The following is a 21,882-nucleotide window of genomic DNA, read 5'->3' as shown; positions in this document are numbered from 1 at the left end:
CGATTGAGGACAGGTTTCCATGGGAATCCGTAAGTACAAGCCGACTACGCCCGGCCGCCGCGGCTCCAGCGTTGCCGACTTTGTCGAGATCACGCGCTCGCAGCCCGAGAAGTCGCTGATCCGCCCGCTGAGCAAGACCGGTGGTCGTAACAACACCGGTCGTATCACGACACGTCACAAGGGTGGCGGCCACAAGCGCGCCTACCGCGTCATCGACTTCCGTCGTCATGACAAGGACGGCGTGCCCGCGAAGGTCGCTCACATCGAGTACGACCCCAACCGCACGGCGCGCATCGCGCTCCTGCACTACGCGGACGGCGAGAAGCGCTACATCATCGCGCCGAACAAGCTGTCGCAGGGTGACCGCATCGAGGCTGGTGCGGGTGCTGACATCAAGCCCGGCAACAACCTGCCGCTGCGCAACATCCCGACCGGTACGGTCATCCACGCCATCGAGCTTCGGCCCGGCGGCGGTGCGAAGATCGCTCGTTCGGCTGGTGCGTCCGTGCAGCTCGTTGCCAAGGACGGCCCCTATGCGCAGCTGCGCATGCCGTCCGGCGAGATCCGGATGGTCGACCTCCGCTGCCGCGCGACGGTGGGCGAGGTCGGCAACGCCGAGCAGTCGAACATCAACTGGGGCAAGGCCGGCCGCATGCGCTGGAAGGGCAAGCGCCCGACCGTCCGTGGTGTCGCCATGAACCCGGTGGACCACCCCCACGGTGGTGGTGAAGGCAAGACGTCCGGCGGACGTCACCCGGTCAGCCCTTGGGGCCAGGCCGAGGGTCGTACCCGCCGTCCGAACAAGTCGAGCGACCGGATGATCGTCCGTCGCCGTCGTACCGGCAAGAAGCGCTGATAGGAGCCTGAAACATGCCTCGTAGCCTGAAGAAGGGCCCCTTCGTAGACGGACACCTCCAGAAGAAGGTGGACGTCCAGAACGAGAAGGGGACCAAGACAGTTATCAAGACCTGGTCCCGTCGGTCGGTTGTCACGCCCGACTTTCTCGGTCACACCTTTGCCGTGCACGACGGTCGCAAGCACGTCCCGGTCTTCGTGACCGAGTCGATGGTCGGCCACAAGCTCGGCGAGTTCGCTCCCACGCGGACCTTCCGCGGCCACGTGAAGGACGACAGGAAGGGTCGTCGCCGCTGAGACGTGGGATTCTCCCCGTCACAGCAGCGATGATCTGGACTGTCTGAGAAAAGGAAGCAGGACAGCAATGGAAGCCAAGGCGCAGGCGCGGTTCGTCCGTGTCACGCCCCAGAAGGCCCGGCGCGTCGTGGACCTCATCCGTGGCAAGCAGGCCTCTGAGGCCGTCGCGGTGCTGAAGTTCGCACCGCAGGCCGCCAGTGAGCCGATCCGCAAGGTCGTGGAGAGCGCGATCGCGAACGCTCGGGTGAAGGCCGACCGCGCGAGCGAGCGCTTCGACGAGGGCGACCTGGTCGTCTCCGCCGCGTTCGTGGACGAGGGGCCGACGCTCAAGCGGTTCCGGCCTCGGGCTCAGGGACGTGCTACGCGCATTCTTAAGCGCACCAGCCACATCACCGTGGTGCTCGCCGATAAGGAAGGGGCCCGATAGTGGGACAGAAGGTTCACCCGCACGGGTACCGCCTGGGTATTACGACTGACCACCGGTCGCGTTGGTTCGCCGACAGCACCAAGCCTGGTCAGCGGTACCGCGACTACGTCCGTGAGGACGTTCAGATCCGCAAGCTCATGGGCACTGGCCTCGAGCGTGCGGGTATCTCCAAGGTTGAGATCGAGCGCACCCGCGACCGTGTCCGCGTGGACATCCACACGGCACGTCCGGGCATCGTGATCGGTCGTCGAGGTGCTGAGGCCGACCGCATCCGCGGTGAGCTCGAGAAGCTCACGGGCAAGCAGGTTCAGCTCAACATCCTCGAGGTCAAGAACGCGGAGATCGACGCGCAGCTCGTTGCTCAGGGCATTGCCGAGCAGCTGGCCAGCCGTGTCTCCTTCCGTCGTGCGATGCGCAAGGGCATGCAGTCCGCCCAGCGTGCCGGCGCGAAGGGTATCCGCGTGCAGGTCGCCGGCCGCCTCGGCGGCGCCGAGATGAGCCGTTCGGAGTTCTACCGCGAGGGCCGCGTGCCCCTGCACACCCTCCGGGCGTACATCGACTACGGCTTCTACGAGGCCCGCACCACGTTCGGCCGTATCGGCGTCAAGGTGTGGATCTACAAGGGCGAGGTCACCGAGAAGGAGTTCGCCGCTCAGCAGGCTACTGCCGCACCCCGCGCGGGTCGCGGTCGTGGCGACCGTCCTGAGCGTGGCGAGCGCGGTGGCGAGCGCGGTGGCGACCGTCGCGGTGGTGGCGGACGTCGTAACGAGCGTCCGGCCGAGCGCAGCACTGAGGCAGCCCCCGCGGCTGAGGCAGCTGCTGCTCCGGCCGCTGAGACCGGAACGGAGGCCTGACCATGCTGATCCCGCGCAGGGTCAAGCACCGCAAGCAGCACCACCCGTCGCGCTCCGGTGCGGCAAAGGGTGGCACCCAGATCGCGTTCGGCGACTTCGGCATCCAGGCTCTGGAGCCGGCGTACGTCACCAACCGCCAGATCGAGGCGGCGCGTATCGCAATGACTCGCCACATCAAGCGTGGCGGCAAGGTGTGGATCAACATCTACCCTGACCGTCCGCTGACGAAGAAGCCTGCCGAGACCCGCATGGGTTCCGGTAAGGGTTCTCCGGAGTGGTGGGTCGCCAACGTCAAGCCCGGCCGGATTCTCTTCGAACTGGCCGGTGTTGACGAGTCCCTTGCACGTGAGGCCATGCGCCGCGCGATGCACAAGCTCCCGATGAAGTGCCGTTTCGTGGTGCGCGAGGGTGGTGTCTGATATGGCTATCGGTACGCAGGGGCTTGCCCCCATCGATCTGGATGGCATGGACGACGAGACCCTCGTCGCCAAGCTGAAGGAAGCCAAGGAGGAGCTTTTCAACCTCCGCTTCCAGTCGGCGACCGGCCAGCTCGAGAGCCACGGTCGTCTCAAGGCCGTCCGTCGCGACATCGCTCGGATCTACACGATCCTGCGTGAGCGCGAGCTCGGCATCCGTACGGCTCCGAGCGTGAGTGAGTGAGGCAATGAGCGAGAAGACGACGCCTGAGGCCCCCGAGGCCCAGCGCGCGACGCGTAAGGTGCGCCGTGGCTACGTGGTCAGCGACAAGATGGACAAGACCATCGTGATCGAGGTCGAGGACCGGGTTAAGCACCCCCTCTACGCCAAGGTCATCCGTCGCACGACCAAGGTCAAGGCACACGACGAGCAGAACAGCGCCGGCATCGGCGACCTGGTCGTCATCATGGAGACCCGCCCGCTGTCCGCTACCAAGCGGTTCCGCCTGGTGGAGATCCTCGAGAAGGCCAAGTAAGGACTTCTACATCGGCAGGGGCGGTGCGTGACACACGTACGCGTGCCGTCCCGGCCTAGCACAGCAACTATCCGTTCGACCAGGCTCGCCGGAAGCAGTCCGCGCGAGAACCAGTTCGACGACAGGAGTTCATTCAAATGATCCAGCAGGAGTCGCGACTTCGGGTCGCCGACAACACGGGTGCCAAGGAGATTCTCTGCATCCGCGTTCTCGGTGGCTCGGGCCGTCGCTACGCCGGAATCGGCGACACCATCGTCGCCACCGTCAAGGACGCGATCCCGGGCGGCAACGTGAAGAAGGGCGACGTCATCAAGGCTGTCGTCGTCCGGACCGCCAAGGAGCGCCGTCGTCCAGACGGTTCCTACATCAAGTTCGACGAGAACGCCGCCGTCATCCTCAAGAACGACGGCGAGCCTCGTGGAACCCGCATCTTCGGCCCGGTGGGCCGCGAGCTGCGTGACAAGCGGTTCATGAAGATCATCTCGCTGGCACCGGAGGTGCTCTGAACATGGCGAAGATCAAGAAGGGCGACCAGGTCATCGTGATCTCGGGTCGTGACAAGGGCAAGACCGGCCGCGTGCTCGAGGTCCTCAAGGACTCCGACCGCCTCGTGGTCGAGGGTGTTCAGCGAGTCACGAAGCACACCAAGGTGGGTCAGTCGCAGCGCGGCGCCCGCACCGGTGGCATCGAGACGGTCGAGGCGCCGATCCACGTGAGCAACGTGATGATCGTCGACCCGGAGACCAAGAAGGGCACCCGCGTCGGGTACCGCGAGGAGCAGGTGGAGCGCGACGGTCGTACCAAGACCGTCCGGATCCGCGTTGCGAAGCGCTCCGGGAAGGACATCTGATGACCGAGACGACCATCGAGGCCCCGGCCCTGCCGCGCCTCAAGCAGAAGTACCGCGAGGAGATCCTCCCGGCGCTGATCGAAGAGTTCGGCCACAAGAACCTGCACCAGGCCGGCGGTCTCACGAAGATCGTCGTGAACATGGGTGTGGGCGACGCGGCCAAGGACTCGAAGCTCATCGAGGGTGCCATCAAGGACCTCTCGGCGATCACCGGTCAGAAGCCGCAGGTCACCAAGGCTCGTAAGTCCATCGCACAGTTCAAGCTGCGCGAGGGCATGCCGATCGGTGCGCACGTCACGCTTCGCGGTGACCGCATGTGGGAGTTCCTGGACCGCCTGCTGGCGACCGCCCTGCCGCGTATCCGCGACTTCCGTGGTCTGTCGCCCAAGCAGTTCGACGGGCACGGCAACTACACCTTCGGTCTCACGGAGCAGTCGATGTTCCACGAGATCGACCAGGACAAGATCGACCGGGTCCGCGGTATGGACATCACGGTCGTGACGACGGCGACGACCGACGACGAGGGCCGCTCTCTGCTGCGCCGTCTCGGCTTCCCCTTCAAGGAGAACTGACATGGCGAAGAAGGCCCTGATCAACAAGGCGGCCGCCAAGCCGAAGTTCGCGGTTCGCGCCTACACCCGGTGCCAGAAGTGCGGTCGCCCGCACTCCGTTTACCGCAAGTTCGGCCTGTGCCGCATCTGCGTCCGGGAGATGGCCCACCGTGGCGAGCTTCCGGGCGTCACCAAGAGCAGCTGGTAACACAACTACGCCGTAGGTCTGTCCGGCCCCTAGAGGCCGTTCGGATACCCCGGCGAGGAAGGGCAAGAGCCCGATGACTATGACCGACCCGATCGCAGACATGCTGACCCGTCTGCGTAACGCGAACTCGGCGCACCACGACACGGTTTCCATGCCGTCGTCGAAGCTGAAGACGCACATCGCTGAGATCCTGCAGGCCGAGGGCTACATCGTCGGCTGGAACGTGGAGGACGCCCAGGTGGGCAAGACCCTCACGCTCGAGCTGAAGTACGGCCAGAACCGGGAGCGCGCCCTGGCGGGCGTGCGCCGCATCTCGAAGCCCGGTCTGCGTGTCTACCGCAAGTCCACCGATCTGCCCAAGGTGCTCGGCGGCCTGGGCGTGGCGATTCTGTCCACGTCCTCCGGCCTCCTCACCGACCGTCAGGCACAGGCCAAGGGCGTCGGCGGCGAAGTCCTCGCCTACGTCTGGTAATCCGGAAAGGAGAAAACGCCAATGTCTCGAATCGGCAAGCTTCCCGTTCCGGTCCCAGCCGGCGTGGACATCACTGTCAGCGGCGCGCTCGTGACCGTGAAGGGCCCCAAGGGTTCTCTCGAGCACAACGTGCCCGCACCCATCAATGTCGCTCAGGAGGACGCCCAGCTCGTGGTGTCGCGTCCTGACGACGAGCGGAACTCCCGTGCGCTGCACGGCCTGACCCGCACCCTGATCGCCAACATGATCATCGGTGTGACGCAGGGCTACGAGAAGAAGCTCGAGATCGTCGGTACTGGTTACCGTGTCGTGGCGAAGGGCTCGAGCCTGGAGTTCGCGCTCGGCTTCAGCCACCCTGTTGTCATCGAACCGCCTGCAGGCGTCACGTTCGCAGTCGAGAGCCCCACCAAGTTCTCGGTCGCGGGCATCGACAAGCAGCAGGTCGGCGAGGTCGCAGCGAACATTCGCAAGATCCGCAAGCCCGAGCCTTACAAGGGCAAGGGCGTGCGTTACGCCGGCGAGAACGTCCGCCGCAAGGTCGGAAAGGCTGGTAAGTGACGATGGCTATCAAGATCCTGGGTAAGGGCAAGTCCGTCGCTCGTCAGCGTCGCCACCTTCGCCTGCGCAAGAAGATCGCTGGCACCGCCGTTCGTCCGCGTCTCGTCGTCACCCGTTCCTCGCGCCACATGGTGGCGCAGGTCGTGGACGACAGCGTGGGCAAGACCGTCGCGTCTGCGTCGACCCTCGAGGCCGACCTGCGTGCGTTCGACGGCGACAAGACGGCCAAGGCCCGCAAGATCGGCGAGCTCGTCGCCGAGCGTGCCAAGGCTGTCGGCGTCGACACCGTCGTGTTCGACCGCGGCGGCAACAAGTACCACGGTCGCGTCGCTGCAGTGGCTGACGGCGCCCGCGAGGGCGGTCTGGCCCTGTGATGACCAACGCACGGAAGAAGAGGACTCTCTGATGGCTGCAGGGCAGCGCAGCGGCGCCCCCCAGGGTGCCGCCACCGAGAACAAGGACCGTAACGACCGCCGTGGTGGCGGTCGTGGCGGCGACCGTCGTGGGGCGCGTGAGGAAAAGAGCGCCTTCATCGAGAAGGTCGTCTCCATCAACCGCGTCTCCAAGGTCGTCAAGGGTGGCCGCCGCTTCAGCTTCACCGCGCTCGTCGTGGTGGGCGATGGTGACGGCACCGTAGGCGTCGGCTACGGCAAGGCCAAGGAGGTGCCCGCGGCGATCGCCAAGGGTGTCGAGGAGGCGAAGAAGAGCTTCTTCCGCGTCCCTCGTATCCAGGGCACCATCCCTCACCCCATCCAGGGTGAGAAGGCCGCCGGTGTCGTGTTCCTGCGTCCGGCGTCGCCGGGTACCGGTGTTATCGCCGGTGGTCCGGTGCGCGCCGTGCTGGAGTGCGCCGGCATCCACGACGTGCTGAGCAAGTCGCTCGGTTCGTCCAACGCGATCAACATCGTGCACGCCACGGTCGCGGCCCTGAAGGGCCTCGAGGAGCCGGCTGCTGTTGCCGCTCGTCGTGGCCTCCCGCTCGAGGACGTGGCCCCGGCCGCGCTCCTGCGTGCGCAGGCCGCCGGTCGTGCCGAGTCGACTGCAAAGGCGGGTGCGTGATGGCTCGACTCAAGGTGACTCAGACCAAGTCCGCCATCGGCGGCAAGCAGAACCAGCGTGACACGCTGCGAACCCTCGGCCTCAAGCGGATCGGCGACACCGCCGTGAAGGAGGACCGTGCGGAGATTCGTGGCATGGTCAAGACGGTGGCGCACCTCGTCGCCGTCGAGGAGGTCGAGTGATCATGGCGGAGAACAAGCCGCTGAAGATGCATCACCTCCGTCCGGCCCCCGGTGCCAAGACCGCGAAGACCCGTGTGGGTCGCGGTGAAGGCTCGAAGGGTAAGACGGCAGGTCGCGGTACCAAGGGTACGAAGGCTCGTTACCAGGTCCCCGCAGGCTTCGAGGGTGGGCAGGTGCCTCTGCACATGCGCCTCCCGAAGCTGCGTGGATTCAAGAACCCGTTCCGCGTGGAGTTCCAGGTCGTGAACTTGGACAAGCTCTCAACGCTGTTCCCCGATGGTGGCTCCGTCACCGTCGAGGACCTCGTCGCCAAGGGGGCGGTCCGCAAGGGTCAGCCCGTGAAGGTGCTCGGCAACGGTGAGATCACCGTCAAGCTCGAGATCGCGGTCGACCGCGTCTCGGCAACCGCCAAGGAGAAGATCCTGGCGGCTGGCGGTACGGTCTCGGAGGCCTGATACAGCTACAGGGCCGGCGGCGCATGATGCGCGGCCGGCCCTGTGTGCTCTCTTGAGAATTTCCCGGGGCTCTTGTGGTCCGAAAGACCCCGTGAGCAACGTAGAATCCGACACGGTCTGGCTGCACCGTTGTGGTCTGGCCCACGTTCGAAACATCTCGCCGGCGTTGCGTCGGCGACACTAGATCCCGCAACGGCGGGCCAGGAGGATAGGGTGCTCAGCGCTTTCGGCCGGGCTTTCCGGACGCCAGACCTGCGGCGCAAGCTGCTGTTCACGATCGCGATCATGGCGATCTTCCGGCTCGGGTCGTTCATACCGACTCCCGGCGTGGACTACGCGAACGTGCAGCAATGCATCGCTGGGGAGGGGGACAACACCCTCCTCGGCCTGATCAACGTCTTCAGCGGTGGCGCACTGCTGCAGCTGTCGATCTTCGCCCTCGGGATCATGCCGTACATCACGGCAAGCATCATCGTGCAGCTGCTTCGCGTGGTGATCCCACGCTTCGAGGCGCTGCAGAAGGAGGGCCAGTCGGGTCAGACGAAGCTGACCCAGTACACGCGCTACCTCACCATCGGTCTCGCGATCCTGCAGTCGACCACCGTCATCACGACGGCGCGTCAGAACTTGCTCTTCCCGAACTGTCTGGTTCCTGTCATCCCCGATGACAGTGTTCTGACCTCCATCTTCATGGTCATCACCATGACCGCCGGTACGGGCCTCGTCATGTGGCTCGGCGAGCTGATCACCGAGCGCGGTGTCGGCAACGGCATGTCGCTCCTGATCTTCACGTCGATCGCCGCGAGCTTCCCGACGTCGCTCTGGTCGATCGCCGGTGGCGCCAACGGAGTCCTGAACTTCACCATCATGATCCTCGTGATCATCCTGGTCATCGGCCTCGTGGTGTTCGTCGAGCAGTCGCAGCGCCGCATCCCGGTGCAGTACGCGAAGCGCATGGTGGGTCGCCGGATGTACGGCGGCACCAGCACCTACATCCCGATCAAGATCAACATGTCCGGTGTGATCCCGGTGATCTTCGCGGCGTCGATCCTCGCCATCCCTGGCCTGCTCGCGCAGTTTGGGGACCAGGGTTCCGACTGGGTCGTCTGGATCAGCAACAACCTGGTCCAGCAGTCGTCGCCGCTGTACATCGCGATCTACACGCTGATGATCATCTTCTTCTGCTTCTTCTACACCTCGATCACGTTCAACCCGGACGAGGTCGCGGACAACATGAAGAAGTACGGCGGCTTCATCCCCGGCATCCGGGCCGGCCGCCCGACGGCGGAGTACCTGGACTTCGTGATCACCAGGATCACCTCCGCCGGTTCCGTGTACCTCGCGCTGGTTGCGCTGATCCCGACGCTGGTGCTCGTCTTCCTGGGCGTCAGCACGGCCCTGCCCTTCGGCGGTGCCTCGATCCTCATCGTGGTCGGCGTCGGGCTGGATACGGTCAAGCAGATCGATTCACAGCTGCAGCAGCGCCATTACGAAGGATTTCTCCGTTGAGTCAGACCCCCTCCACCGCCTCTCGTCGCGAGCTCCACGCTCGTCCGGACAAGGAGGGCCAGGTCACGCGCCTGGTCATCATGGGCCCGCAGGGCGTCGGCAAGGGCACGCAGGCCGCGCGCCTCGCCGAGGTGTTCGGGATCGTCGCCATCTCCACCGGCGACATCTTCCGGGCCAACATCAAGGGCAACACGGAGCTCGGCACGACGGCCAAGGAGTACATCGACAAGGGTGAGCTCGTCCCGGACGAGATCACCAACGCGATGGTCCGCGACCGCCTCGGCGACGAGGACGTCAAGGGCGGGTTCCTGCTGGACGGCTACCCGCGCAACGCGGCCCAGGTCGCTGAGCTGGACACCACGCTCGCCGGCTTCGGCTGGGAGCTCGACGGCGTGATCGAGCTGACGGCGGACCGGGACGTCCTGATGGAGCGTCTCACCAAGCGTGCCGGTGACGAGGGCCGTGAGGACGACACCCCTGAGGGGATCGCCCGCCGGCTCGACATCTACGGCACCGAGACGGCCCCCCTCACCGCGGCGTACGCGGAGCGTGGGCTGCTGGCCAAGGTGGACGGCGTCGGTGAGATCACCGAGGTCACCGACCGCATCGTCGCCGCCCTCGCGGCCCAGCTGGGCTGAGGCGTGGTCTTCGGGCGGGACCGGGTCGAGTACAAGACACCGGACCAGATACGCCTCATGCGGCGTGCCGGTCTGGTGGTCGCGGACACTCTTGCCGCGGTCCGGTCCGCGGCCCGGCCCGGCGTCACCACCGCGGACCTCGATGCCGTGGCTGCCAAGGCCATCGACGACGCCGGTGCGGCGCCTTCGTTCCTGGGCTACCACGGGTTCACCGGAGTCATCTGCACGTCGGTCAACGACGAGGTCATCCACGGCATCCCGGGCAACCGGGTGCTGGCTGCGGGTGACCTCGTCTCGATCGACTGCGGTGCGATAGTCGAGGGCTGGCACGGCGACTCGGCCGTTTCGTTCGTCCTGGGCCCAGACGGGGCACTCGACCACACGCTGCCCGACGACGACCTGGTCGCCGCGGGTGCGGACCTCGCCGACATCGCGCTCATCCAGACCACGGAGACCGCCATGTGGGCGGGCATCGCCACGCTGGCGTCCGCGAAGCGCCTGAACGCGGTGGGCCAGGCGGTGGAGGCTGCCGTCGAGATGGCCGGCGAGCTCATCGGCATCGACTACGGCATCGTCGAGGAGTACGTCGGGCACGGCATCGGCAGCGCCATGCACCAGCCCCCGGACGTGCACAACTACAAGACGTCCGGTTCGGGCCCCCGGCTGCGGTCGGGGATGTGCCTGGCGATCGAGCCGATGATCACGCGCGGCGGGTCCGAGACCAGGGTCCTCGAGGACGACTGGACAGTGGTCACCGTCGACGGCTCCCGTGCGGCGCACTGGGAGCACTCCACCGCGATCATGGAGGACGGCATCATCGTCCTCACGGCGGTCGACGGGGGAGCGGAGCGCCTCGGCGTCTTCGGCGTGCAGCCGGTCACGCTCGACTGAGTCGAAGTGGAAGCGCAGGCTCGGCCGATAGCTGCAGAGCCTGAGACGACTTTCACCCGAGGCCTATTTAACTCGGAGTCAGTTGGCTACGATCGGCCTGTGACCGATGAAGCGCACACCCCGCCCGGCAGTGCCGGCACTCCTGGGCGCGGCGCGGGCACGCGGGTTCTTCCGGCTGCGCGACGTGGCCTCGAACGGTCCGGACGCTGGATCGCCACCTGGGGCCGCCGGCTCGCGCCGAGCCCGTTCCTCTGGGTCGGCGCGGTACTCGGGTTCGGCACCTCGCTGTTCGTGTGGGAGTCGGTCCTGCTGCTCGGCGCGGTGGTGTGGCTGCTCGGCGTGTGGCTCTGGAAGGCGCAGGGCAGGCACGTGCTCGTCGCGCTCGGCCTTGGCATGGTGCTCGGCTGGCTGCCCCTGCTGTTCTTCTTCGTCACCAGCCTCCCGCACACGATGATCGGCCTGCCGGGTGTCGAGTACGACCTCTGAAGGGCCTCTCGTGGCGAGGCTCACGGCCGAGAACGGCCCTCGCCGTCGTGCTGCGCTTTGAATGCTTTCCGAAGTGACGTAGGCTGGACCGCTGGGTGTAGTCCGTTCAACGCCTCCAGTTCTTGAAAGGGTGCCGAGGCGCCTGCCGGTCCCCGCGCGAGCGGGGCGCAGGCCGAGGCACACGAGGTTGGCGGTACACGGACACACACGACATCCACACCCGACTGTCGGCTCCGCAGGGCTCCTGCGGTGCCGTGGGCGTGGAAGCAGTCACGACGAGAGTTAGCGGAGGATATGGCAAAGAAGGACGGTGTCATCGAGATCGAGGGCAGTGTGATCGAGGCTCTGCCGAACGCGATGTTCCGCGTCGAGCTGTCGAACGGTCACAGGGTTCTCGCGCACATCTCGGGCAAGATGCGACAGCACTACATCCGGATCCTCCCCGAGGACCGCGTGGTGGTGGAGCTCAGCCCGTACGACCTGTCCCGCGGCCGGATCGTCTACCGCTACAAGTAGTCAGTCCCCGATCCGGGGCTATGTCACTCGCGGCCTGGCCAGAGGTGATGTCGCCGCACGATCGACCACCCACGACACTGCTGCGTGCGCACCGAGAGACCGGGCGCCGTGGTGGAGGAAAAACCATGAAGGTCAAGCCGAGCGTCAAGAAGATCTGCGACAAGTGCAAGGTGATTCGCCGGCACGGTCGCGTCATGGTGATCTGCGACAACCTGCGCCACAAGCAGCGCCAGGGCTGATCACGTCCCGGGCATCCGCCCGGGGTCGGTGGCTGAGGCCACCACCAGCGCACCACCTCGAACCTCACCCAGCGGGTAACCGCACAGGTGAGGGGAACCCTCGGCCCGGAGGCCGGGGCTCGCGTGAATCGCGGGATGGCGGTGCGGCAGACCTCCGATGAGCAGTACAGGAGCCGGAAGGCACATGGCACGTCTTATCGGCGTCGACCTCCCCCGCGACAAGCGGCTTGAGGTTGCGCTCACTTATATCTTCGGTGTGGGTCGTACCCGCGCGAAGGAAACCCTGGCCGCCACGGGCATCAGCCCGGACGTCCGCGTCAAGGACCTCGGCGACGCCGAGCTCGTTGCGCTCCGCGACCACCTCGAGGGCAACTTCAAGCTCGAGGGTGACCTCCGCCGTGAGGTCGCGGCCGACATCCGCCGCAAGGTCGAGATCGGTACCTACCAGGGCATCCGCCACCGTCGCGGACTGCCGGTGCGTGGTCAGCGCACAAAGACCAACGCGCGTACCCGCAAGGGTCCCAAGCGCACCGTCGCGGGCAAGAAGAAGGCCCGCTGATAGCAGTCCGTGGAGCGGTCGGCTCATCGAGCTGAGACCGCCCCGGTCCGATCAGACCAGGAGATCTAAAAACACATGCCTCCCAAGACTCGCGCCGCAGCCGGCCGCAAGCCGCGCCGCAAGGACAAGAAGAACGTCCCGCTCGGCCAGGCGCACATCAAGTCCACGTTCAACAACACGATCATCTCGATCACTGACCCCTCGGGTGCTGTGATCGCATGGGCGTCCGCCGGCCACGTCGGCTTCAAGGGCTCCCGTAAGTCGACCCCGTACGCCGCGCAGATGGCAGCCGAGTCGGCCGCCCGTCGTGCGCAGGAGCACGGCGTCAAGAAGGTCGACGTCTTCGTGAAGGGCCCGGGTTCCGGTCGTGAGACCGCGATCCGTTCGCTTCAGGCGACCGGCCTCGAGGTCGGCTCGATCCAGGACGTGACGCCCCAGGCTCACAACGGCTGCCGCCCCCCGAAGCGTCGCCGCGTTTGATATCTGTCGCGCCGCGGTGCGGCCGCGCGGCCCCAGGGCTGCGGGACCGCACCGCGATCGCGACAACGCTCACCGCTCGCGGTGAGCACCTTGCCCGGACGGTGACAGAGATCCGTCTGGGCCGCGAGAGATCGCAGCCGTGATGCGTCATATAGCGGACGCACACTCGAAAGGACACCCACAGTGCTTATCGCACAGCGCCCCACGCTGACCGAAGAGGTCATCTCGGAGAGCCGTTCCCGCTTCTCCATCGAGCCGCTCGAGCCTGGCTTCGGCTACACGCTCGGCAACTCGATGCGTCGCACCCTGCTGTCGTCCATCCCGGGCGCGGCCGTCACGTCCATCCGTATCGACGGTGTGCTGCACGAGTTCAGCACCGTGTCGGGCGTGAAGGAAGACGTCACCGAGATCATCCTCAACATCAAGAACCTCGTCGTCTCCTCGGAGAACGACGAGCCCGTCGTGATGTACCTGCGCAAGCAGGGCGCCGGCGTCGTGACCGCTGCGGACATCGTTCCGCCGGCGGGGGTCGAGGTCCACAACCCCGACCTGCACATCGCCACCCTCAACGACAAGGGCAAGCTCGAGATCGAGCTGACCGTCGAGCGGGGCCGTGGGTACGTGTCCGCCGCGCAGAACAAGCAGTTCGACGCGGAGATCGGGCGCATCCCGGTTGACTCGATCTACTCGCCGGTCCTCAAGGTCACGTACAAGGTCGAGGCCACCCGAGTCGAGCAGCGCACCGACTTCGACAAGCTCATTGTCGACGTCGAGACGAAGCAGGCAATCACGCCTCGCGACGCGCTCGCCTCGGCTGGCAAGACCCTGGTCGAGCTGTTCGGCCTGGCACGTGAGCTGAACGTCGAGGCCGAGGGCATCGAGATCGGGCCGTCGCCGACGGACACCGCGCTTGCCGCGGACCTGGCGCTGCCGATCGAGGAGCTCAACCTCACCATCCGTTCGTACAACTGCCTCAAGCGCGAGGGCATCCACCAGGTGGGCGAGCTTGTTGCCCGCAGTGAGGCGGACCTGCTCGACATCCGCAACTTCGGTGCGAAGTCGATCACCGAGGTCAAGGAGAAGCTGGCCGAGCTCGGCCTCAGCCTGAAGGACTCGCCGCTGGACTTCGATCCGGCCGGCGCTTCGTACTTCGAGGGTAGCGACTCCGCGGCCTACAGCGGCGACGAGCAGTCGTACTGACGTCCCACGTCCGGCCTAGGCCGGACGTGCGGAACCACTTCCAAGGAGACAAGTAATGCCTACCCCTACCAAGGGCGCGCGGCTCGGCGGTAGCCCGGCTCACGAGCGTCTGATTCTCGCGAACCTGTCCACCTCCCTCTTCGAGCACGGCCGCATCACGACCACGGAGACCAAGGCCAAGCGCCTGCGTCCCCTGGCCGAGCGTCTGATCACGTTCGCGAAGAAGGGCGACCTGTCCGCCCGTCGCCGCGTGCTCACCGTCGTGCGTGACAAGGGCGTGGTGCACACGCTCTTCACCGAGATCGCCCCGGCCATGGCCGAGCGCAACGGTGGCTACACGCGCATCACCAAGATCGGCACCCGCAAGGGCGACAACGCGCCCATGGCGGTCATCGAGCTCATCACCGAGCCCGTGAGCCCCAAGCAGGCAGTCGTCAAGGAGGCCACCAAGGCCGCCGAGAAGGCCGCTGACGTGACCGAGGCCCCGGCCGAGGACGTCGTCGTCGAGGACGCTCCGGTCGAGGACGCCCCGGCCGAGGACGTCACCGACGCCCCCGCCGAGGACGCCGCTGCCGAGGCCCCCAAGAAGAAGAAGGCGGCTCCCAAGAAGAAGGCCGCCGAGGAGAAGAAGGAGGCCTGAGCCTCTTTCTCCCCTGCACGACGCCGGGCCGCACCTTCCGTACGGAGGGTGCGGCCCGGCGTCGTCGTGCGTGGCCGCACGTCACTGAGCAGGCAGCAGGTCCCATGCTCGCGCGCCGCCCACCAGGGCGGCGGAGTTCGGGACGATGACGACGTCGTCGCCGAGCCTGGCCAGCGCCGACGGTGTGATGCGCCGCGCGTTACCGCCTCCGAGGTAGAGCCGGTCCCAGTGGAAGACGGGCCGCAGCCCGTCGACGACGGTGACCACGCGCCGTGACCACAGGCCGTCGCCCAGCCGACGTCGTTCGGGCTCGCCGATGTACTGGTCGTACGTCAGGCTGCGGCGCACCGGGGCGTGCGACCACTCCAGGTGCGGCGCGATCCGGCCGCCGTGGAACATCGCGGTCCCGAGGCCCGTGCCGAGCGTGATGACCAGCTCGAGGCCCGACGCGGCGACCACGCCCGCGCCGTGCACCTCTGCGTCGTTCAGGACCAGTGCGGGCAGGTTCAGCCGGCTGGCGACGGCCGCGCGCATGTCGAAGCTGTGCCACGCGTCGAGCAGAGCCGGATCCACGCGGGAGCGCGGCCCCGACCGGGTGATGTAGTGCGGTGTGTGCACGACGACGCCGCTGCGGATCATGCCGGGCATGCCGACCGTGACCCGCCCGGCCGCAGGGAGGTCGGTGGCGATCTTCGCGATCGTGTCCACGAGGAGCTCGGGCGGCAGCGGGTAGGGCGTCGGTACGCGGACCGGCGCCGCGTGAGCGGTGCCCGACGAGTCGAGGACCGCTGCCTTGATCCCGCCACCACCGCAGTCGACCGCAAGCGTGAGGATGTCTGCCATGACGTCACTGTACGAACTCTGGGACGGGGATCGGGGAAGATGGCAGGCGTGAACGAGTTCATCAGGGTTCGGCTCGACCTCGCCTACGACGGCACCGACTTCGCCGGCTGGGCGCGCCAGCCGGGTCTACGCACCGTGGAGGGTGCCCTCGAGGACGGTCTGGCACGGGTCCTGCGCAGCGAGCAGCTCGGCCGGCCGACGCCTCGCTTCACCGTCGCCGGGCGGACCGACTCGGGCGTCCACGCGCGCGGCCAGGTGGCGCACGTCGACCTCGAGGCCGATGCCTGGGCGGCGCTCCCCGGCCGTTCGGGGCGGTCCAGCCGTACCCCTGCGGAGGCGCTGGTGTCCCGGCTGACGGGCGTGCTGCCCACCGACGTCGTCGTACGCGGCGCCAGGCAGGCGGCGCCCGGTTTTGATGCGCGCTTCTCCGCCCTGCGCCGCCGCTACACGTACCGGATCGCCGACGCGCCGGGCCTCCGGGACCCGCTGCGACGCAGGCACGTCCTGTGGTCCCGCAAGCCGCTCGACGCCGCCGCGATGGACGACGCCGTACGCCCGCTCACCGGGGTGCGCGACTTCGCCTCGTACTGCAAGCCCCGCCCGGGCGCGACGACCATCCGGGAGCTGCAGCACATCGCCTGGGAGCGGCCGGCCGACGGACCGGATGCGGGCCTCGTGGTCGGGCACGTCGTCGCCGACGCGTTCTGCCACAACATGGTGCGCGCCCTTGTCGGGGCGTCGATGGGGGTGGGAGAGGGGCGGCGCCCCGTGAGCTGGCCCGCGGAGCTCCTGGCGAGCCGCCGGCGGGACGCGGGCGTCTTCGTCGTGCCCCCGGAGGGGCTGTGCCTCGAGGAGATCACGTTCCCGCCGGACGAAGAGCTCGCCGCCCGCGCGGACGCCGTCCGCGCCAAGCGGATGGACGAGGACGTCTGGGACGACACAACCACCGCGAGATAGAACCAGGGCGACGTAGAACCGCAGGTCCGCTGCGGTTCTACGTCGCCCTGGTTCTACTTCGCCACGGATCTACCTCGGCGGGTTACGGCTCCTCGACCCAGTGGACCGCGGCCTCCTCGGCGCTGGCGCCGGCGCCGTCGATGCCCGCGTCGGTGCCGTACACGTCGTTCTGGCGGTTGCCGTCCTCGGCCGCGTAGCTGCCGGGGTCCGCGTCGGGGTCGGACACGAGCCGTCCCGCGCGTGACGTGTCCGCGCGGTCGAGCGGGTCGGCCTGCCACACGTCGGGCTCCTCCTCGCTGAGGCGCTGGTCCATCGGCTCGCCGTGCCGCTCCTCCCACGAGGTCTCGCCCCAGTGGTTGCTACGGGGGCGCTCGGGCGGGGAGTAGCCCTCGTCGAGGTTGTCCGCGAGGCCGCGGTTGAGCAGCGTGTCATCGGAGGTGAGCTGGTCGGTGTCGCCCTCAGCGATCCCGTCCGGTCCTGGCATGGTGCCTGGGGTTTCCTCGGTCATGCCCCTACCGTCGCACCAGTTCCGTGCAGACGCCACAGGCAGACGTGTCGAACCTCATGCGGCCGATCACGTCCCCTGACCCGCTTCGCTTTGACCCCCGGGGAACCGGCCAGGTACTCTAATGAGTCGTTGTGCTTTGTCACGACGTCCTGCGTAAGCACCGAGCCCACTCGTGTGCCGACGAACGGCCCGGACGTCACTCTGACCCCCGCGCACAACGACCTGACTCTTCGGGCGCTGCTTCTCGCCCGACGACACCGAAAACGAAAAGGTTACGAACCGTGCGTACGTACACCCCCAAGCCCGGCGACGTCCAGCGCGACTGGCACGTCATCGACGCGACCGACGTCGTCCTGGGCCGCCTGGCAAGCCAGGTCGCCATTCTGCTGCGCGGGAAGCACAAGCCGACTTTCGCTCCGCACGTCGACGGTGGTGACTTCGTCATCATCATCAACGCGGACAAGGTCGCGCTGAGCGGCAACAAGCGCGAGACCAAGCTGGCCTACCGCCACTCGGGCTACCCGGGCGGCCTCACTGCCACCCCCTACGGCGAGTTCCTGGACACCAAGCCGGAACGCGCCGTCGAGAAGGCCGTGCGCGGCATGATCCCCAAGACCTCGCTCGGTCGGACGCAGATGACCCACCTGAAGGTCTACGCAGGCTCTGAGCACCCGCACACGGCGCAGCAGGCCAAGCCGTTCGAGATCACCCAGGTTTCGCAGCAGGCTTGAGCCGCTGCCGGATCGCAACGCTGAAGGACGCGAGGACACCACAGTGGCCGAGACCACCGTCGACATCGAGCAGGACGCCGAGGCGCCCAGCTCTTACACCACCGAGACGACTGCGCCCGCAACGCGCGGCTCGTCCATCACCGCCCCGGCTCAGGCCCTCGGGCGCCGTAAGGAGGCCGTGGCGCGCGTGCGCCTCGTCCCCGGCACCGGCACCTGGAAGGTCAACGGTCGCACCCTCGAGGAGTACTTCCCGAACAAGGTGCACCAGCAGCTGGTCAACAGCCCGCTGAGCCTGGTCGAGGTCGAAGGCCGTTTCGACATCATCGCCCGCATCACGGGTGGCGGCACGTCGGGCCAGGCCGGTGCTCTGCGCCTGGGCATCGCCCGTGCGCTGAACGAGATCGACCGCGACGCCAACCGCGCCGAGCTCAAGAAGGCCGGCTTCCTCCGCCGCGACGACCGTACGGTCGAGCGCAAGAAGGCCGGTCTCAAGAAGGCCCGCAAGGCTCCGCAGTACAGCAAGCGCTGACCCCAGCGCGTGGCTGGATGGCCCCGCTGAACAGTGTCGACACTGTTCAGCGGGGCCATCTGCATTTGCCGGCAGGTGCCGGTGGCCCGCTACGGTGGGATTCGAACGATCTGAGGAGAACCGGCATGGGCAGGCTGTTCGGCACCGACGGAGTTCGGGGCCTCGCCAACAAGGACATCACCGCGGAGCTGGCGCTGGAGCTGGGCGCCGCCGCCGCGCGGGTGCTGACCGCGCAGGGTGAGCTGCTGGGGCCGCGTCCGCGCGCGGTCGTCGGGCGCGACACGCGCGCCTCCGGCGAGTTCCTCGCGGGCGCCGTCGCCGCCGGTCTGGCGTCCGCCGGCGTCGATGTGGTGATGCTCAACGTGCTGCCAACGCCCGCGCTGGCGTACCTCGTGACCGAGCTGGAGGCCGACCTCGGCGTCATGGTCTCCGCCTCGCACAACCCGATGCCGGACAACGGCATCAAGTTCTTCGCCCGCGGCGGTCTCAAGCTCGACGACGCCGTGGAGGACGCCATCCAGGCCACTCTCGGCGACGACTGGGAGCGGCCGACGGGCGCCGCCGTCGGACGTATCCGCACCGATGGCCAGGCCGCCGCCGAGCGCTACGTGCGGCACCTGACCGACAGCGTCGGCACCACGCCGGACCACCGGCCGCTCGAGGGCCTGCGGATCGCGCTCGACTGCGCCAACGGCGCCGCGAGCGAGGTGGGCCCGGAGGCGCTGCGCGCCGCGGGCGCCGACGTCGTCGTGATGAACGCGAGCCCGGACGGCCGGAACATCAACGAGAAGTGCGGCTCCACGCACCCCGAGCAGCTGCAGGCCGTCGTCGTGGCGTCCGAGGCGGACTTCGGTGTCGCGTTCGACGGCGACGCCGACCGCTGCCTCGCCGTCGACCACACCGGCGCCATCGTGGACGGCGACCAGATCCTCGGGATCCTCGCCACCGCGCTCAAGGAGGAGGGCCGCCTGCCGGGCGACACCCTCGTGGTGACGGTGATGAGCAACCTGGGCCTGCTCCTCGCGATGCGGGAGCGCGGCATCACCACCGTGCAGACCGCGGTCGGCGACCGTTACGTGCTGGAGGAGATGCGCGCCAACGGCTTCAGCCTGGGCGGGGAGCAGTCCGGCCACATCATCCTGGCGGACCACGCCACGACCGGCGACGGCGTCCTCGCGGCGCTGCACCTCGCGGCGCGGGTCAAGGCGTCGGGCAAGCGACTGGGTGATCTCGCGGGTGAGATCGAGCGCCTGCCGCAGACCCTCGTCAATGTGCGTGGTGTGGACAAGTCCCGCGCGGGCACCGACGAGGGCGTCCAGGCGGCCGTGCTGGACGCGACGACGCGACTGGGGGACACCGGGCGGGTGCTGCTGCGCCAGTCCGGCACGGAGCCGCTGGTGCGCGTGATGGTCGAGGCCCCGGCGCAGGACGAGGCGGACAAGGTCGCGGACGACCTGGCCGCCGTCGTGCGGGAGCGGCTCGCGTTGTAGGGGTAGGCGGGACCGCCGTGAACACCCCGTGAATGCTTGGGAAGCGGGGTCCTACCAGGGGCACCCCTGATGCTTTTCAGGGGCGCCCCTTGCGTAGGCTGGCACCAGGCACTAAGAAGTGCTCTCCCCGCCCCCGGGCGCCGCCCTGAGCCGTTCGCAGGGTAGCTCCCGACGAGACTCTCGAGGTCCCGTGCTCGATCTCATCTCCACCGTCCTGAGCGCCACCGAGGCGTGGATCCTCGCGATGGCCGCCTCGCCGTGGATCTACCCGGCGATGTTCGCCTTCGCGACCATCGACGGGTTCTTCCCGCCGCTGCCCAGCGAGTCCGTGGTGATCACTCTGGCGGTCTCCGCGCACACCACGGGCACGCCGTGGATGTGGCTCGTGCTGATCGCGGCGGCGGCAGGGGCGTGGGTGGGCGACCAGATCGCGTACCAGATCGGGAAGATGATCGGCACCGACCGCGTGCCGTTCCTGCGGAACCGGCGCGGGCGCCGGGCGGTGGCCTGGGCCGAGCGTGCGCTGTCCCGGCGCGGTGCCTCGTTCATCCTGGCGGCGCGGTACATCCCGATCGGCCGCGTGGCCGTGAACATGACGGCGGGCGCCGTCGGTTATCCGCGGCGCCGGTTCATGTTCATCGCCGCCATCGCGGCGGTCATGTGGGCGCTCTACTCGGCGGGGATCGGCCTCGTCGCCGCGCAGTGGTTCGGCCACAACCCGATGCTGGCCATCGGCATCGGCGTGGTCCTGGGCGTCGCTATGGGCTTCGTCGTGGACGTCGTGGTGGGCTGGTTCTCCCACCGGCACCTCGACCCCGAGAAGACGGCGAGCGCGACGGACGCCGAGGAGCACGCCGACGAGAAGGTCACCGTCCCGGCGGACGGCGACGGAAAGCCCCGCGCCGCCCGCTGACCGGCTAGAGCTTACGGAGGCGGACCCGCTGCACCGCGTGGTCCGATCCCTTGGTCAGCACCAGCGTCGCGCGGCCCCTGGTCGGGATGATGTTCCGCTCCAGGTTCGGCGCGTTGATGGACTCCCAGATCTTCATGGCCCGCTCGGTCGCCTCCTGGTCGGAGAGCGAGGCGTACCGCCGGAAGTAGGAGTCGGGCTTGGTGAACGCGGTCCTGCGCAGCTCGAGGAACCGGTCCACGTACCACTGCCGGATGTTCCGCGTGCGGGCGTCCACGTAGATCGAGAAGTCGAAGAAGTCGCTCACGGCGACCGTCGACTCGTCGACCGTGGACGGCCGGGCCGGCTGCAGCACGTTGAGGCCCTCGACGATGAGGACGTCGGGCTTGCGCACCACCAGCTCCTGATCCGGCACGATGTCGTAGATCACGTGCGAGTACAGGGGTGCGCGCACCTCCGGCTGCCCGGCCTTGATACGGGACAGGAATCGGATGAGGGCGCGCCGGTCGTACGACTCGGGGAAGCCCTTGCGTTCCATCAGGCCGCGCCGTTCGAGCTCGGCGTTCGGGTAGAGGAACCCGTCGGTGGTGATGAGCTCGACGCGCGGCGTCTCGGGCCAGCGGGCGAGCATCTCGCGCAGGACGCGCGCCGTCGTCGACTTGCCGACGGCGACGGAGCCGGCCACCCCGATGACGTACGGCGTGCGGGGCGGATCCTCGTGCAGGAAGGTGGACGTCGCGTCGTGCAGGCCGGCGGTGGCCTGCACGTACAGGTTGAGCAGGCGCGACAGGGGGCGGTAGATCGCGTCGACCTCGGCAAGGTCGATCGGGTCACCGAGACCGCGCAGGCGCTCGACGTCCTCGTCGGTCAGCGGCAGCGGAGTGGAGGCCGACAGGCGGCTCCACGCCGCACGGTCGAGATCCACATAGGGCGAGGACGGCGCGAGGGCCAGCAGGTGCTCGCTGAGGTCCGTCGTCGGAAACTGGGAAACCACCTGCAGCATTGTGCCCCAACCGGGCGCGGGAATCTCCACCGG

35 protein-coding genes are annotated in these 21,882 nt (G+C 67.8%); 32 read left to right on the top strand and 3 right to left on the bottom strand.

The genetic code is table 11. The features are described 5' to 3' along the window. Window positions 1-19 precede the first annotated feature (19 nt). The 27 genes from rplB (at window position 20) to rplQ (ending at window position 14,878) form a co-directional block, all read left to right on the top strand. Complete coding sequence (gene rplB, locus AB0F70_RS03650; RefSeq protein ID WP_116673589.1) at window positions 20-856, top strand: 50S ribosomal protein L2; 837 nt, start codon at window positions 20-22, stop codon at window positions 854-856. Window positions 857-870: 14 nt separating this feature from the next. Next, entirely contained in the window at window positions 871-1,152 is a 282-nt protein-coding gene (rpsS, locus tag AB0F70_RS03645; RefSeq protein WP_253869175.1) for a 30S ribosomal protein S19, read from the top strand. A gap of 67 nt (window positions 1,153-1,219) precedes the next feature. Continuing rightward, the gene (gene rplV / locus AB0F70_RS03640) at window positions 1,220-1,579 is read left to right on the top strand and encodes a 50S ribosomal protein L22 (protein WP_116673591.1); all 360 of its coding nucleotides are present in this window, start codon (window positions 1,220-1,222) and stop codon (window positions 1,577-1,579) included. After that, window positions 1,579-2,433 carry a 30S ribosomal protein S3 gene (rpsC, locus tag AB0F70_RS03635; RefSeq protein ID WP_116673592.1) on the top strand — a complete coding sequence of 285 codons (855 nt, stop codon included), beginning with the start codon at window positions 1,579-1,581 and terminating at the stop codon, window positions 2,431-2,433. The genes rplV and rpsC overlap by 1 nt, the downstream gene beginning before the upstream one ends. Before the next feature lie 2 nt (window positions 2,434-2,435). Continuing rightward, a complete protein-coding gene (gene rplP, locus AB0F70_RS03630) occupies window positions 2,436-2,852 on the top strand; it encodes a 50S ribosomal protein L16 (protein WP_108492297.1) in 417 nt (138 codons plus the stop codon). 1 nt (window position 2,853) lies between these two features. Next, a complete protein-coding gene (gene rpmC, locus AB0F70_RS03625) occupies window positions 2,854-3,093 on the top strand; it encodes a 50S ribosomal protein L29 (protein ID WP_116673593.1) in 240 nt (79 codons plus the stop codon). A gap of 4 nt (window positions 3,094-3,097) precedes the next feature. After that, window positions 3,098-3,385, top strand: a complete 288-nt coding sequence (gene rpsQ / locus AB0F70_RS03620; RefSeq protein ID WP_357443709.1) for a 30S ribosomal protein S17 — start codon at window positions 3,098-3,100, stop codon at window positions 3,383-3,385. Between the two features lie 137 nt (window positions 3,386-3,522). Beyond that, window positions 3,523-3,891: a 50S ribosomal protein L14 gene (gene rplN / locus AB0F70_RS03615; protein ID WP_020016123.1), complete on the top strand. Its 369-nt coding sequence runs from the start codon at window positions 3,523-3,525 to the stop codon at window positions 3,889-3,891. A gap of 2 nt (window positions 3,892-3,893) precedes the next feature. Next, on the top strand, window positions 3,894-4,235 hold the full coding sequence (rplX, locus tag AB0F70_RS03610) for a 50S ribosomal protein L24 (RefSeq protein ID WP_116673595.1): 342 nt from the start codon (window positions 3,894-3,896) through the stop codon (window positions 4,233-4,235). Next, a complete protein-coding gene (gene rplE, locus AB0F70_RS03605; protein WP_357443706.1) occupies window positions 4,235-4,807 on the top strand; it encodes a 50S ribosomal protein L5 in 573 nt (190 codons plus the stop codon). Before rplX ends, rplE begins: the two co-directional genes overlap by 1 nt. Before the next feature lies 1 nt (window position 4,808). Next, window positions 4,809-4,994, top strand: coding sequence for a type Z 30S ribosomal protein S14 (locus tag AB0F70_RS03600; RefSeq protein ID WP_021480434.1), 186 nt, complete (start codon window positions 4,809-4,811; stop codon window positions 4,992-4,994). 73 nt (window positions 4,995-5,067) lie between these two features. Continuing rightward, a complete protein-coding gene (rpsH, locus tag AB0F70_RS03595) occupies window positions 5,068-5,466 on the top strand; it encodes a 30S ribosomal protein S8 (protein WP_357443703.1) in 399 nt (132 codons plus the stop codon). Window positions 5,467-5,487: 21 nt separating this feature from the next. Next, window positions 5,488-6,024 (top strand): 50S ribosomal protein L6, encoded by a 537-nt coding sequence (gene rplF / locus AB0F70_RS03590; protein ID WP_357443701.1) that lies wholly within the window; start codon window positions 5,488-5,490, stop codon window positions 6,022-6,024. Between the two features lie 2 nt (window positions 6,025-6,026). Beyond that, on the top strand, window positions 6,027-6,398 hold the full coding sequence (gene rplR / locus AB0F70_RS03585) for a 50S ribosomal protein L18 (protein ID WP_274993158.1): 372 nt from the start codon (window positions 6,027-6,029) through the stop codon (window positions 6,396-6,398). 31 nt (window positions 6,399-6,429) lie between these two features. Next, window positions 6,430-7,083: a 30S ribosomal protein S5 gene (rpsE, locus tag AB0F70_RS03580; protein WP_357443698.1), complete on the top strand. Its 654-nt coding sequence runs from the start codon at window positions 6,430-6,432 to the stop codon at window positions 7,081-7,083. Next, a complete protein-coding gene (gene rpmD / locus AB0F70_RS03575) occupies window positions 7,083-7,265 on the top strand; it encodes a 50S ribosomal protein L30 (RefSeq protein ID WP_020016131.1) in 183 nt (60 codons plus the stop codon). The genes rpsE and rpmD overlap by 1 nt, the downstream gene beginning before the upstream one ends. A 2-nt stretch (window positions 7,266-7,267) precedes the next feature. Then, window positions 7,268-7,720 carry a 50S ribosomal protein L15 gene (rplO, locus tag AB0F70_RS03570; RefSeq protein WP_116677494.1) on the top strand — a complete coding sequence of 151 codons (453 nt, stop codon included), beginning with the start codon at window positions 7,268-7,270 and terminating at the stop codon, window positions 7,718-7,720. Between the two features lie 213 nt (window positions 7,721-7,933). Continuing rightward, complete coding sequence (gene secY / locus AB0F70_RS03565) at window positions 7,934-9,229, top strand: preprotein translocase subunit SecY (RefSeq protein ID WP_357443695.1); 1,296 nt, start codon at window positions 7,934-7,936, stop codon at window positions 9,227-9,229. Window positions 9,230-9,309: 80 nt separating this feature from the next. After that, on the top strand, window positions 9,310-9,867 hold the full coding sequence (locus AB0F70_RS03560; protein WP_357444071.1) for an adenylate kinase: 558 nt from the start codon (window positions 9,310-9,312) through the stop codon (window positions 9,865-9,867). Window positions 9,868-9,870: 3 nt separating this feature from the next. Next, window positions 9,871-10,758, top strand: a complete 888-nt coding sequence (gene map / locus AB0F70_RS03555) for a type I methionyl aminopeptidase (protein WP_357443693.1) — start codon at window positions 9,871-9,873, stop codon at window positions 10,756-10,758. A 99-nt stretch (window positions 10,759-10,857) separates the two neighbouring features. Then, window positions 10,858-11,244 carry a hypothetical protein gene (locus AB0F70_RS03550; RefSeq protein ID WP_357443691.1) on the top strand — a complete coding sequence of 129 codons (387 nt, stop codon included), beginning with the start codon at window positions 10,858-10,860 and terminating at the stop codon, window positions 11,242-11,244. A gap of 294 nt (window positions 11,245-11,538) precedes the next feature. After that, on the top strand, window positions 11,539-11,760 hold the full coding sequence (gene infA / locus AB0F70_RS03545; protein ID WP_116673604.1) for a translation initiation factor IF-1: 222 nt from the start codon (window positions 11,539-11,541) through the stop codon (window positions 11,758-11,760). 125 nt (window positions 11,761-11,885) lie between these two features. Further along, window positions 11,886-11,999 carry a 50S ribosomal protein L36 gene (rpmJ, locus tag AB0F70_RS03540; protein ID WP_003956441.1) on the top strand — a complete coding sequence of 38 codons (114 nt, stop codon included), beginning with the start codon at window positions 11,886-11,888 and terminating at the stop codon, window positions 11,997-11,999. Between the two features lie 184 nt (window positions 12,000-12,183). Beyond that, on the top strand, window positions 12,184-12,558 hold the full coding sequence (rpsM, locus tag AB0F70_RS03535) for a 30S ribosomal protein S13 (protein ID WP_253869160.1): 375 nt from the start codon (window positions 12,184-12,186) through the stop codon (window positions 12,556-12,558). Between the two features lie 75 nt (window positions 12,559-12,633). Further along, window positions 12,634-13,038, top strand: a complete 405-nt coding sequence (gene rpsK / locus AB0F70_RS03530; RefSeq protein WP_116673606.1) for a 30S ribosomal protein S11 — start codon at window positions 12,634-12,636, stop codon at window positions 13,036-13,038. 183 nt (window positions 13,039-13,221) lie between these two features. Next, a complete protein-coding gene (locus AB0F70_RS03525; protein ID WP_116673607.1) occupies window positions 13,222-14,238 on the top strand; it encodes a DNA-directed RNA polymerase subunit alpha in 1,017 nt (338 codons plus the stop codon). 55 nt (window positions 14,239-14,293) lie between these two features. Beyond that, complete coding sequence (gene rplQ / locus AB0F70_RS03520) at window positions 14,294-14,878, top strand: 50S ribosomal protein L17 (protein WP_357443687.1); 585 nt, start codon at window positions 14,294-14,296, stop codon at window positions 14,876-14,878. Window positions 14,879-14,959: 81 nt separating this feature from the next. Here rplQ and AB0F70_RS03515 read toward each other — a convergent pair whose 3' ends face one another. Next, window positions 14,960-15,721 (bottom strand): ROK family protein, encoded by a 762-nt coding sequence (locus AB0F70_RS03515; RefSeq protein WP_357443685.1) that lies wholly within the window; start codon window positions 15,719-15,721, stop codon window positions 14,960-14,962. A gap of 39 nt (window positions 15,722-15,760) precedes the next feature. Between AB0F70_RS03515 and truA the strand changes: the two genes are divergently transcribed. Further along, entirely contained in the window at window positions 15,761-16,678 is a 918-nt protein-coding gene (gene truA / locus AB0F70_RS03510) for a tRNA pseudouridine(38-40) synthase TruA (RefSeq protein ID WP_357443683.1), read from the top strand. Between the two features lie 82 nt (window positions 16,679-16,760). Here the strand turns inward: truA and AB0F70_RS03505 are convergent, their stop codons facing one another. After that, the gene (locus AB0F70_RS03505; RefSeq protein WP_357443681.1) at window positions 16,761-17,186 is read right to left on the bottom strand and encodes a DUF5709 domain-containing protein; all 426 of its coding nucleotides are present in this window, start codon (window positions 17,184-17,186) and stop codon (window positions 16,761-16,763) included. 281 nt (window positions 17,187-17,467) lie between these two features. Between AB0F70_RS03505 and rplM the strand changes: the two genes are divergently transcribed. The 4 genes from rplM to AB0F70_RS03485 all read left to right on the top strand — a co-directional run bounded on the left by rplM (window position 17,468) and on the right by AB0F70_RS03485 (window position 20,849). After that, entirely contained in the window at window positions 17,468-17,917 is a 450-nt protein-coding gene (gene rplM / locus AB0F70_RS03500; RefSeq protein ID WP_116673612.1) for a 50S ribosomal protein L13, read from the top strand. Between the two features lie 43 nt (window positions 17,918-17,960). Beyond that, the gene (gene rpsI, locus AB0F70_RS03495; protein WP_357443679.1) at window positions 17,961-18,446 is read left to right on the top strand and encodes a 30S ribosomal protein S9; all 486 of its coding nucleotides are present in this window, start codon (window positions 17,961-17,963) and stop codon (window positions 18,444-18,446) included. 125 nt (window positions 18,447-18,571) lie between these two features. Next, window positions 18,572-19,936: a phosphoglucosamine mutase gene (gene glmM / locus AB0F70_RS03490; RefSeq protein ID WP_357443677.1), complete on the top strand. Its 1,365-nt coding sequence runs from the start codon at window positions 18,572-18,574 to the stop codon at window positions 19,934-19,936. 190 nt (window positions 19,937-20,126) lie between these two features. Then, window positions 20,127-20,849 (top strand): DedA family protein, encoded by a 723-nt coding sequence (locus AB0F70_RS03485; protein ID WP_357443675.1) that lies wholly within the window; start codon window positions 20,127-20,129, stop codon window positions 20,847-20,849. A 4-nt stretch (window positions 20,850-20,853) separates the two neighbouring features. On the opposite strand, the gene coaA is transcribed toward AB0F70_RS03485, so the two are convergent. Then, window positions 20,854-21,849, bottom strand: coding sequence for a type I pantothenate kinase (gene coaA, locus AB0F70_RS03480; protein ID WP_357443673.1), 996 nt, complete (start codon window positions 21,847-21,849; stop codon window positions 20,854-20,856). Window positions 21,850-21,882: the final 33 nt, after the last annotated feature.

Origin of the sequence: Promicromonospora sp. NPDC023805 (assembly GCF_040639635.1) — a bacterium.
Lineage (GTDB): Bacteria > Actinomycetota > Actinomycetes > Actinomycetales > Cellulomonadaceae > Promicromonospora.
This window is presented reverse-complemented; position numbering and strand designations above follow the sequence as displayed.

Excerpts from the sequence above, each read along its gene's own strand:
- rpsS (WP_253869175.1), top strand. The coding sequence starts at position 871 with ATGCCTCGTAGCCTGAAGAAGGGCCCCTTCGTAGACGGACACCTCCAG.
- AB0F70_RS03505 (WP_357443681.1), bottom strand. The coding sequence starts at position 17,186 with ATGACCGAGGAAACCCCAGGCACCATGCCAGGACCGGACGGGATCGCT.
- truA (WP_357443683.1), top strand. The coding sequence starts at position 15,761 with ATGGCAGGCGTGAACGAGTTCATCAGGGTTCGGCTCGACCTCGCCTAC.
- AB0F70_RS03600 (WP_021480434.1), top strand. The coding sequence starts at position 4,809 with ATGGCGAAGAAGGCCCTGATCAACAAGGCGGCCGCCAAGCCGAAGTTC.
- glmM (WP_357443677.1), top strand. The coding sequence starts at position 18,572 with ATGGGCAGGCTGTTCGGCACCGACGGAGTTCGGGGCCTCGCCAACAAG.
- rplV (WP_116673591.1), top strand. The coding sequence starts at position 1,220 with ATGGAAGCCAAGGCGCAGGCGCGGTTCGTCCGTGTCACGCCCCAGAAG.
- rplR (WP_274993158.1), top strand. The coding sequence starts at position 6,027 with ATGGCTATCAAGATCCTGGGTAAGGGCAAGTCCGTCGCTCGTCAGCGT.
- rplN (WP_020016123.1), top strand. The coding sequence starts at position 3,523 with ATGATCCAGCAGGAGTCGCGACTTCGGGTCGCCGACAACACGGGTGCC.
- rpmD (WP_020016131.1), top strand. The coding sequence starts at position 7,083 with ATGGCTCGACTCAAGGTGACTCAGACCAAGTCCGCCATCGGCGGCAAG.
- rplX (WP_116673595.1), top strand. The coding sequence starts at position 3,894 with ATGGCGAAGATCAAGAAGGGCGACCAGGTCATCGTGATCTCGGGTCGT.
- rplF (WP_357443701.1), top strand. The coding sequence starts at position 5,488 with ATGTCTCGAATCGGCAAGCTTCCCGTTCCGGTCCCAGCCGGCGTGGAC.
- rplB (WP_116673589.1), top strand. The coding sequence starts at position 20 with ATGGGAATCCGTAAGTACAAGCCGACTACGCCCGGCCGCCGCGGCTCC.
- rpsK (WP_116673606.1), top strand. The coding sequence starts at position 12,634 with ATGCCTCCCAAGACTCGCGCCGCAGCCGGCCGCAAGCCGCGCCGCAAG.
- AB0F70_RS03515 (WP_357443685.1), bottom strand. The coding sequence starts at position 15,721 with ATGGCAGACATCCTCACGCTTGCGGTCGACTGCGGTGGTGGCGGGATC.
- rplE (WP_357443706.1), top strand. The coding sequence starts at position 4,235 with ATGACCGAGACGACCATCGAGGCCCCGGCCCTGCCGCGCCTCAAGCAG.
- infA (WP_116673604.1), top strand. The coding sequence starts at position 11,539 with ATGGCAAAGAAGGACGGTGTCATCGAGATCGAGGGCAGTGTGATCGAG.
- rplQ (WP_357443687.1), top strand. The coding sequence starts at position 14,294 with ATGCCTACCCCTACCAAGGGCGCGCGGCTCGGCGGTAGCCCGGCTCAC.
- rpsQ (WP_357443709.1), top strand. The coding sequence starts at position 3,098 with ATGAGCGAGAAGACGACGCCTGAGGCCCCCGAGGCCCAGCGCGCGACG.
- rplP (WP_108492297.1), top strand. The coding sequence starts at position 2,436 with ATGCTGATCCCGCGCAGGGTCAAGCACCGCAAGCAGCACCACCCGTCG.
- rpsH (WP_357443703.1), top strand. The coding sequence starts at position 5,068 with ATGACTATGACCGACCCGATCGCAGACATGCTGACCCGTCTGCGTAAC.
- rplO (WP_116677494.1), top strand. The coding sequence starts at position 7,268 with ATGGCGGAGAACAAGCCGCTGAAGATGCATCACCTCCGTCCGGCCCCC.
- rpmC (WP_116673593.1), top strand. The coding sequence starts at position 2,854 with ATGGCTATCGGTACGCAGGGGCTTGCCCCCATCGATCTGGATGGCATG.
- rpmJ (WP_003956441.1), top strand. The coding sequence starts at position 11,886 with ATGAAGGTCAAGCCGAGCGTCAAGAAGATCTGCGACAAGTGCAAGGTG.
- rpsM (WP_253869160.1), top strand. The coding sequence starts at position 12,184 with ATGGCACGTCTTATCGGCGTCGACCTCCCCCGCGACAAGCGGCTTGAG.
- coaA (WP_357443673.1), bottom strand. The coding sequence starts at position 21,849 with ATGCTGCAGGTGGTTTCCCAGTTTCCGACGACGGACCTCAGCGAGCAC.
- rpsE (WP_357443698.1), top strand. The coding sequence starts at position 6,430 with ATGGCTGCAGGGCAGCGCAGCGGCGCCCCCCAGGGTGCCGCCACCGAG.
- AB0F70_RS03560 (WP_357444071.1), top strand. The coding sequence starts at position 9,310 with ATGGGCCCGCAGGGCGTCGGCAAGGGCACGCAGGCCGCGCGCCTCGCC.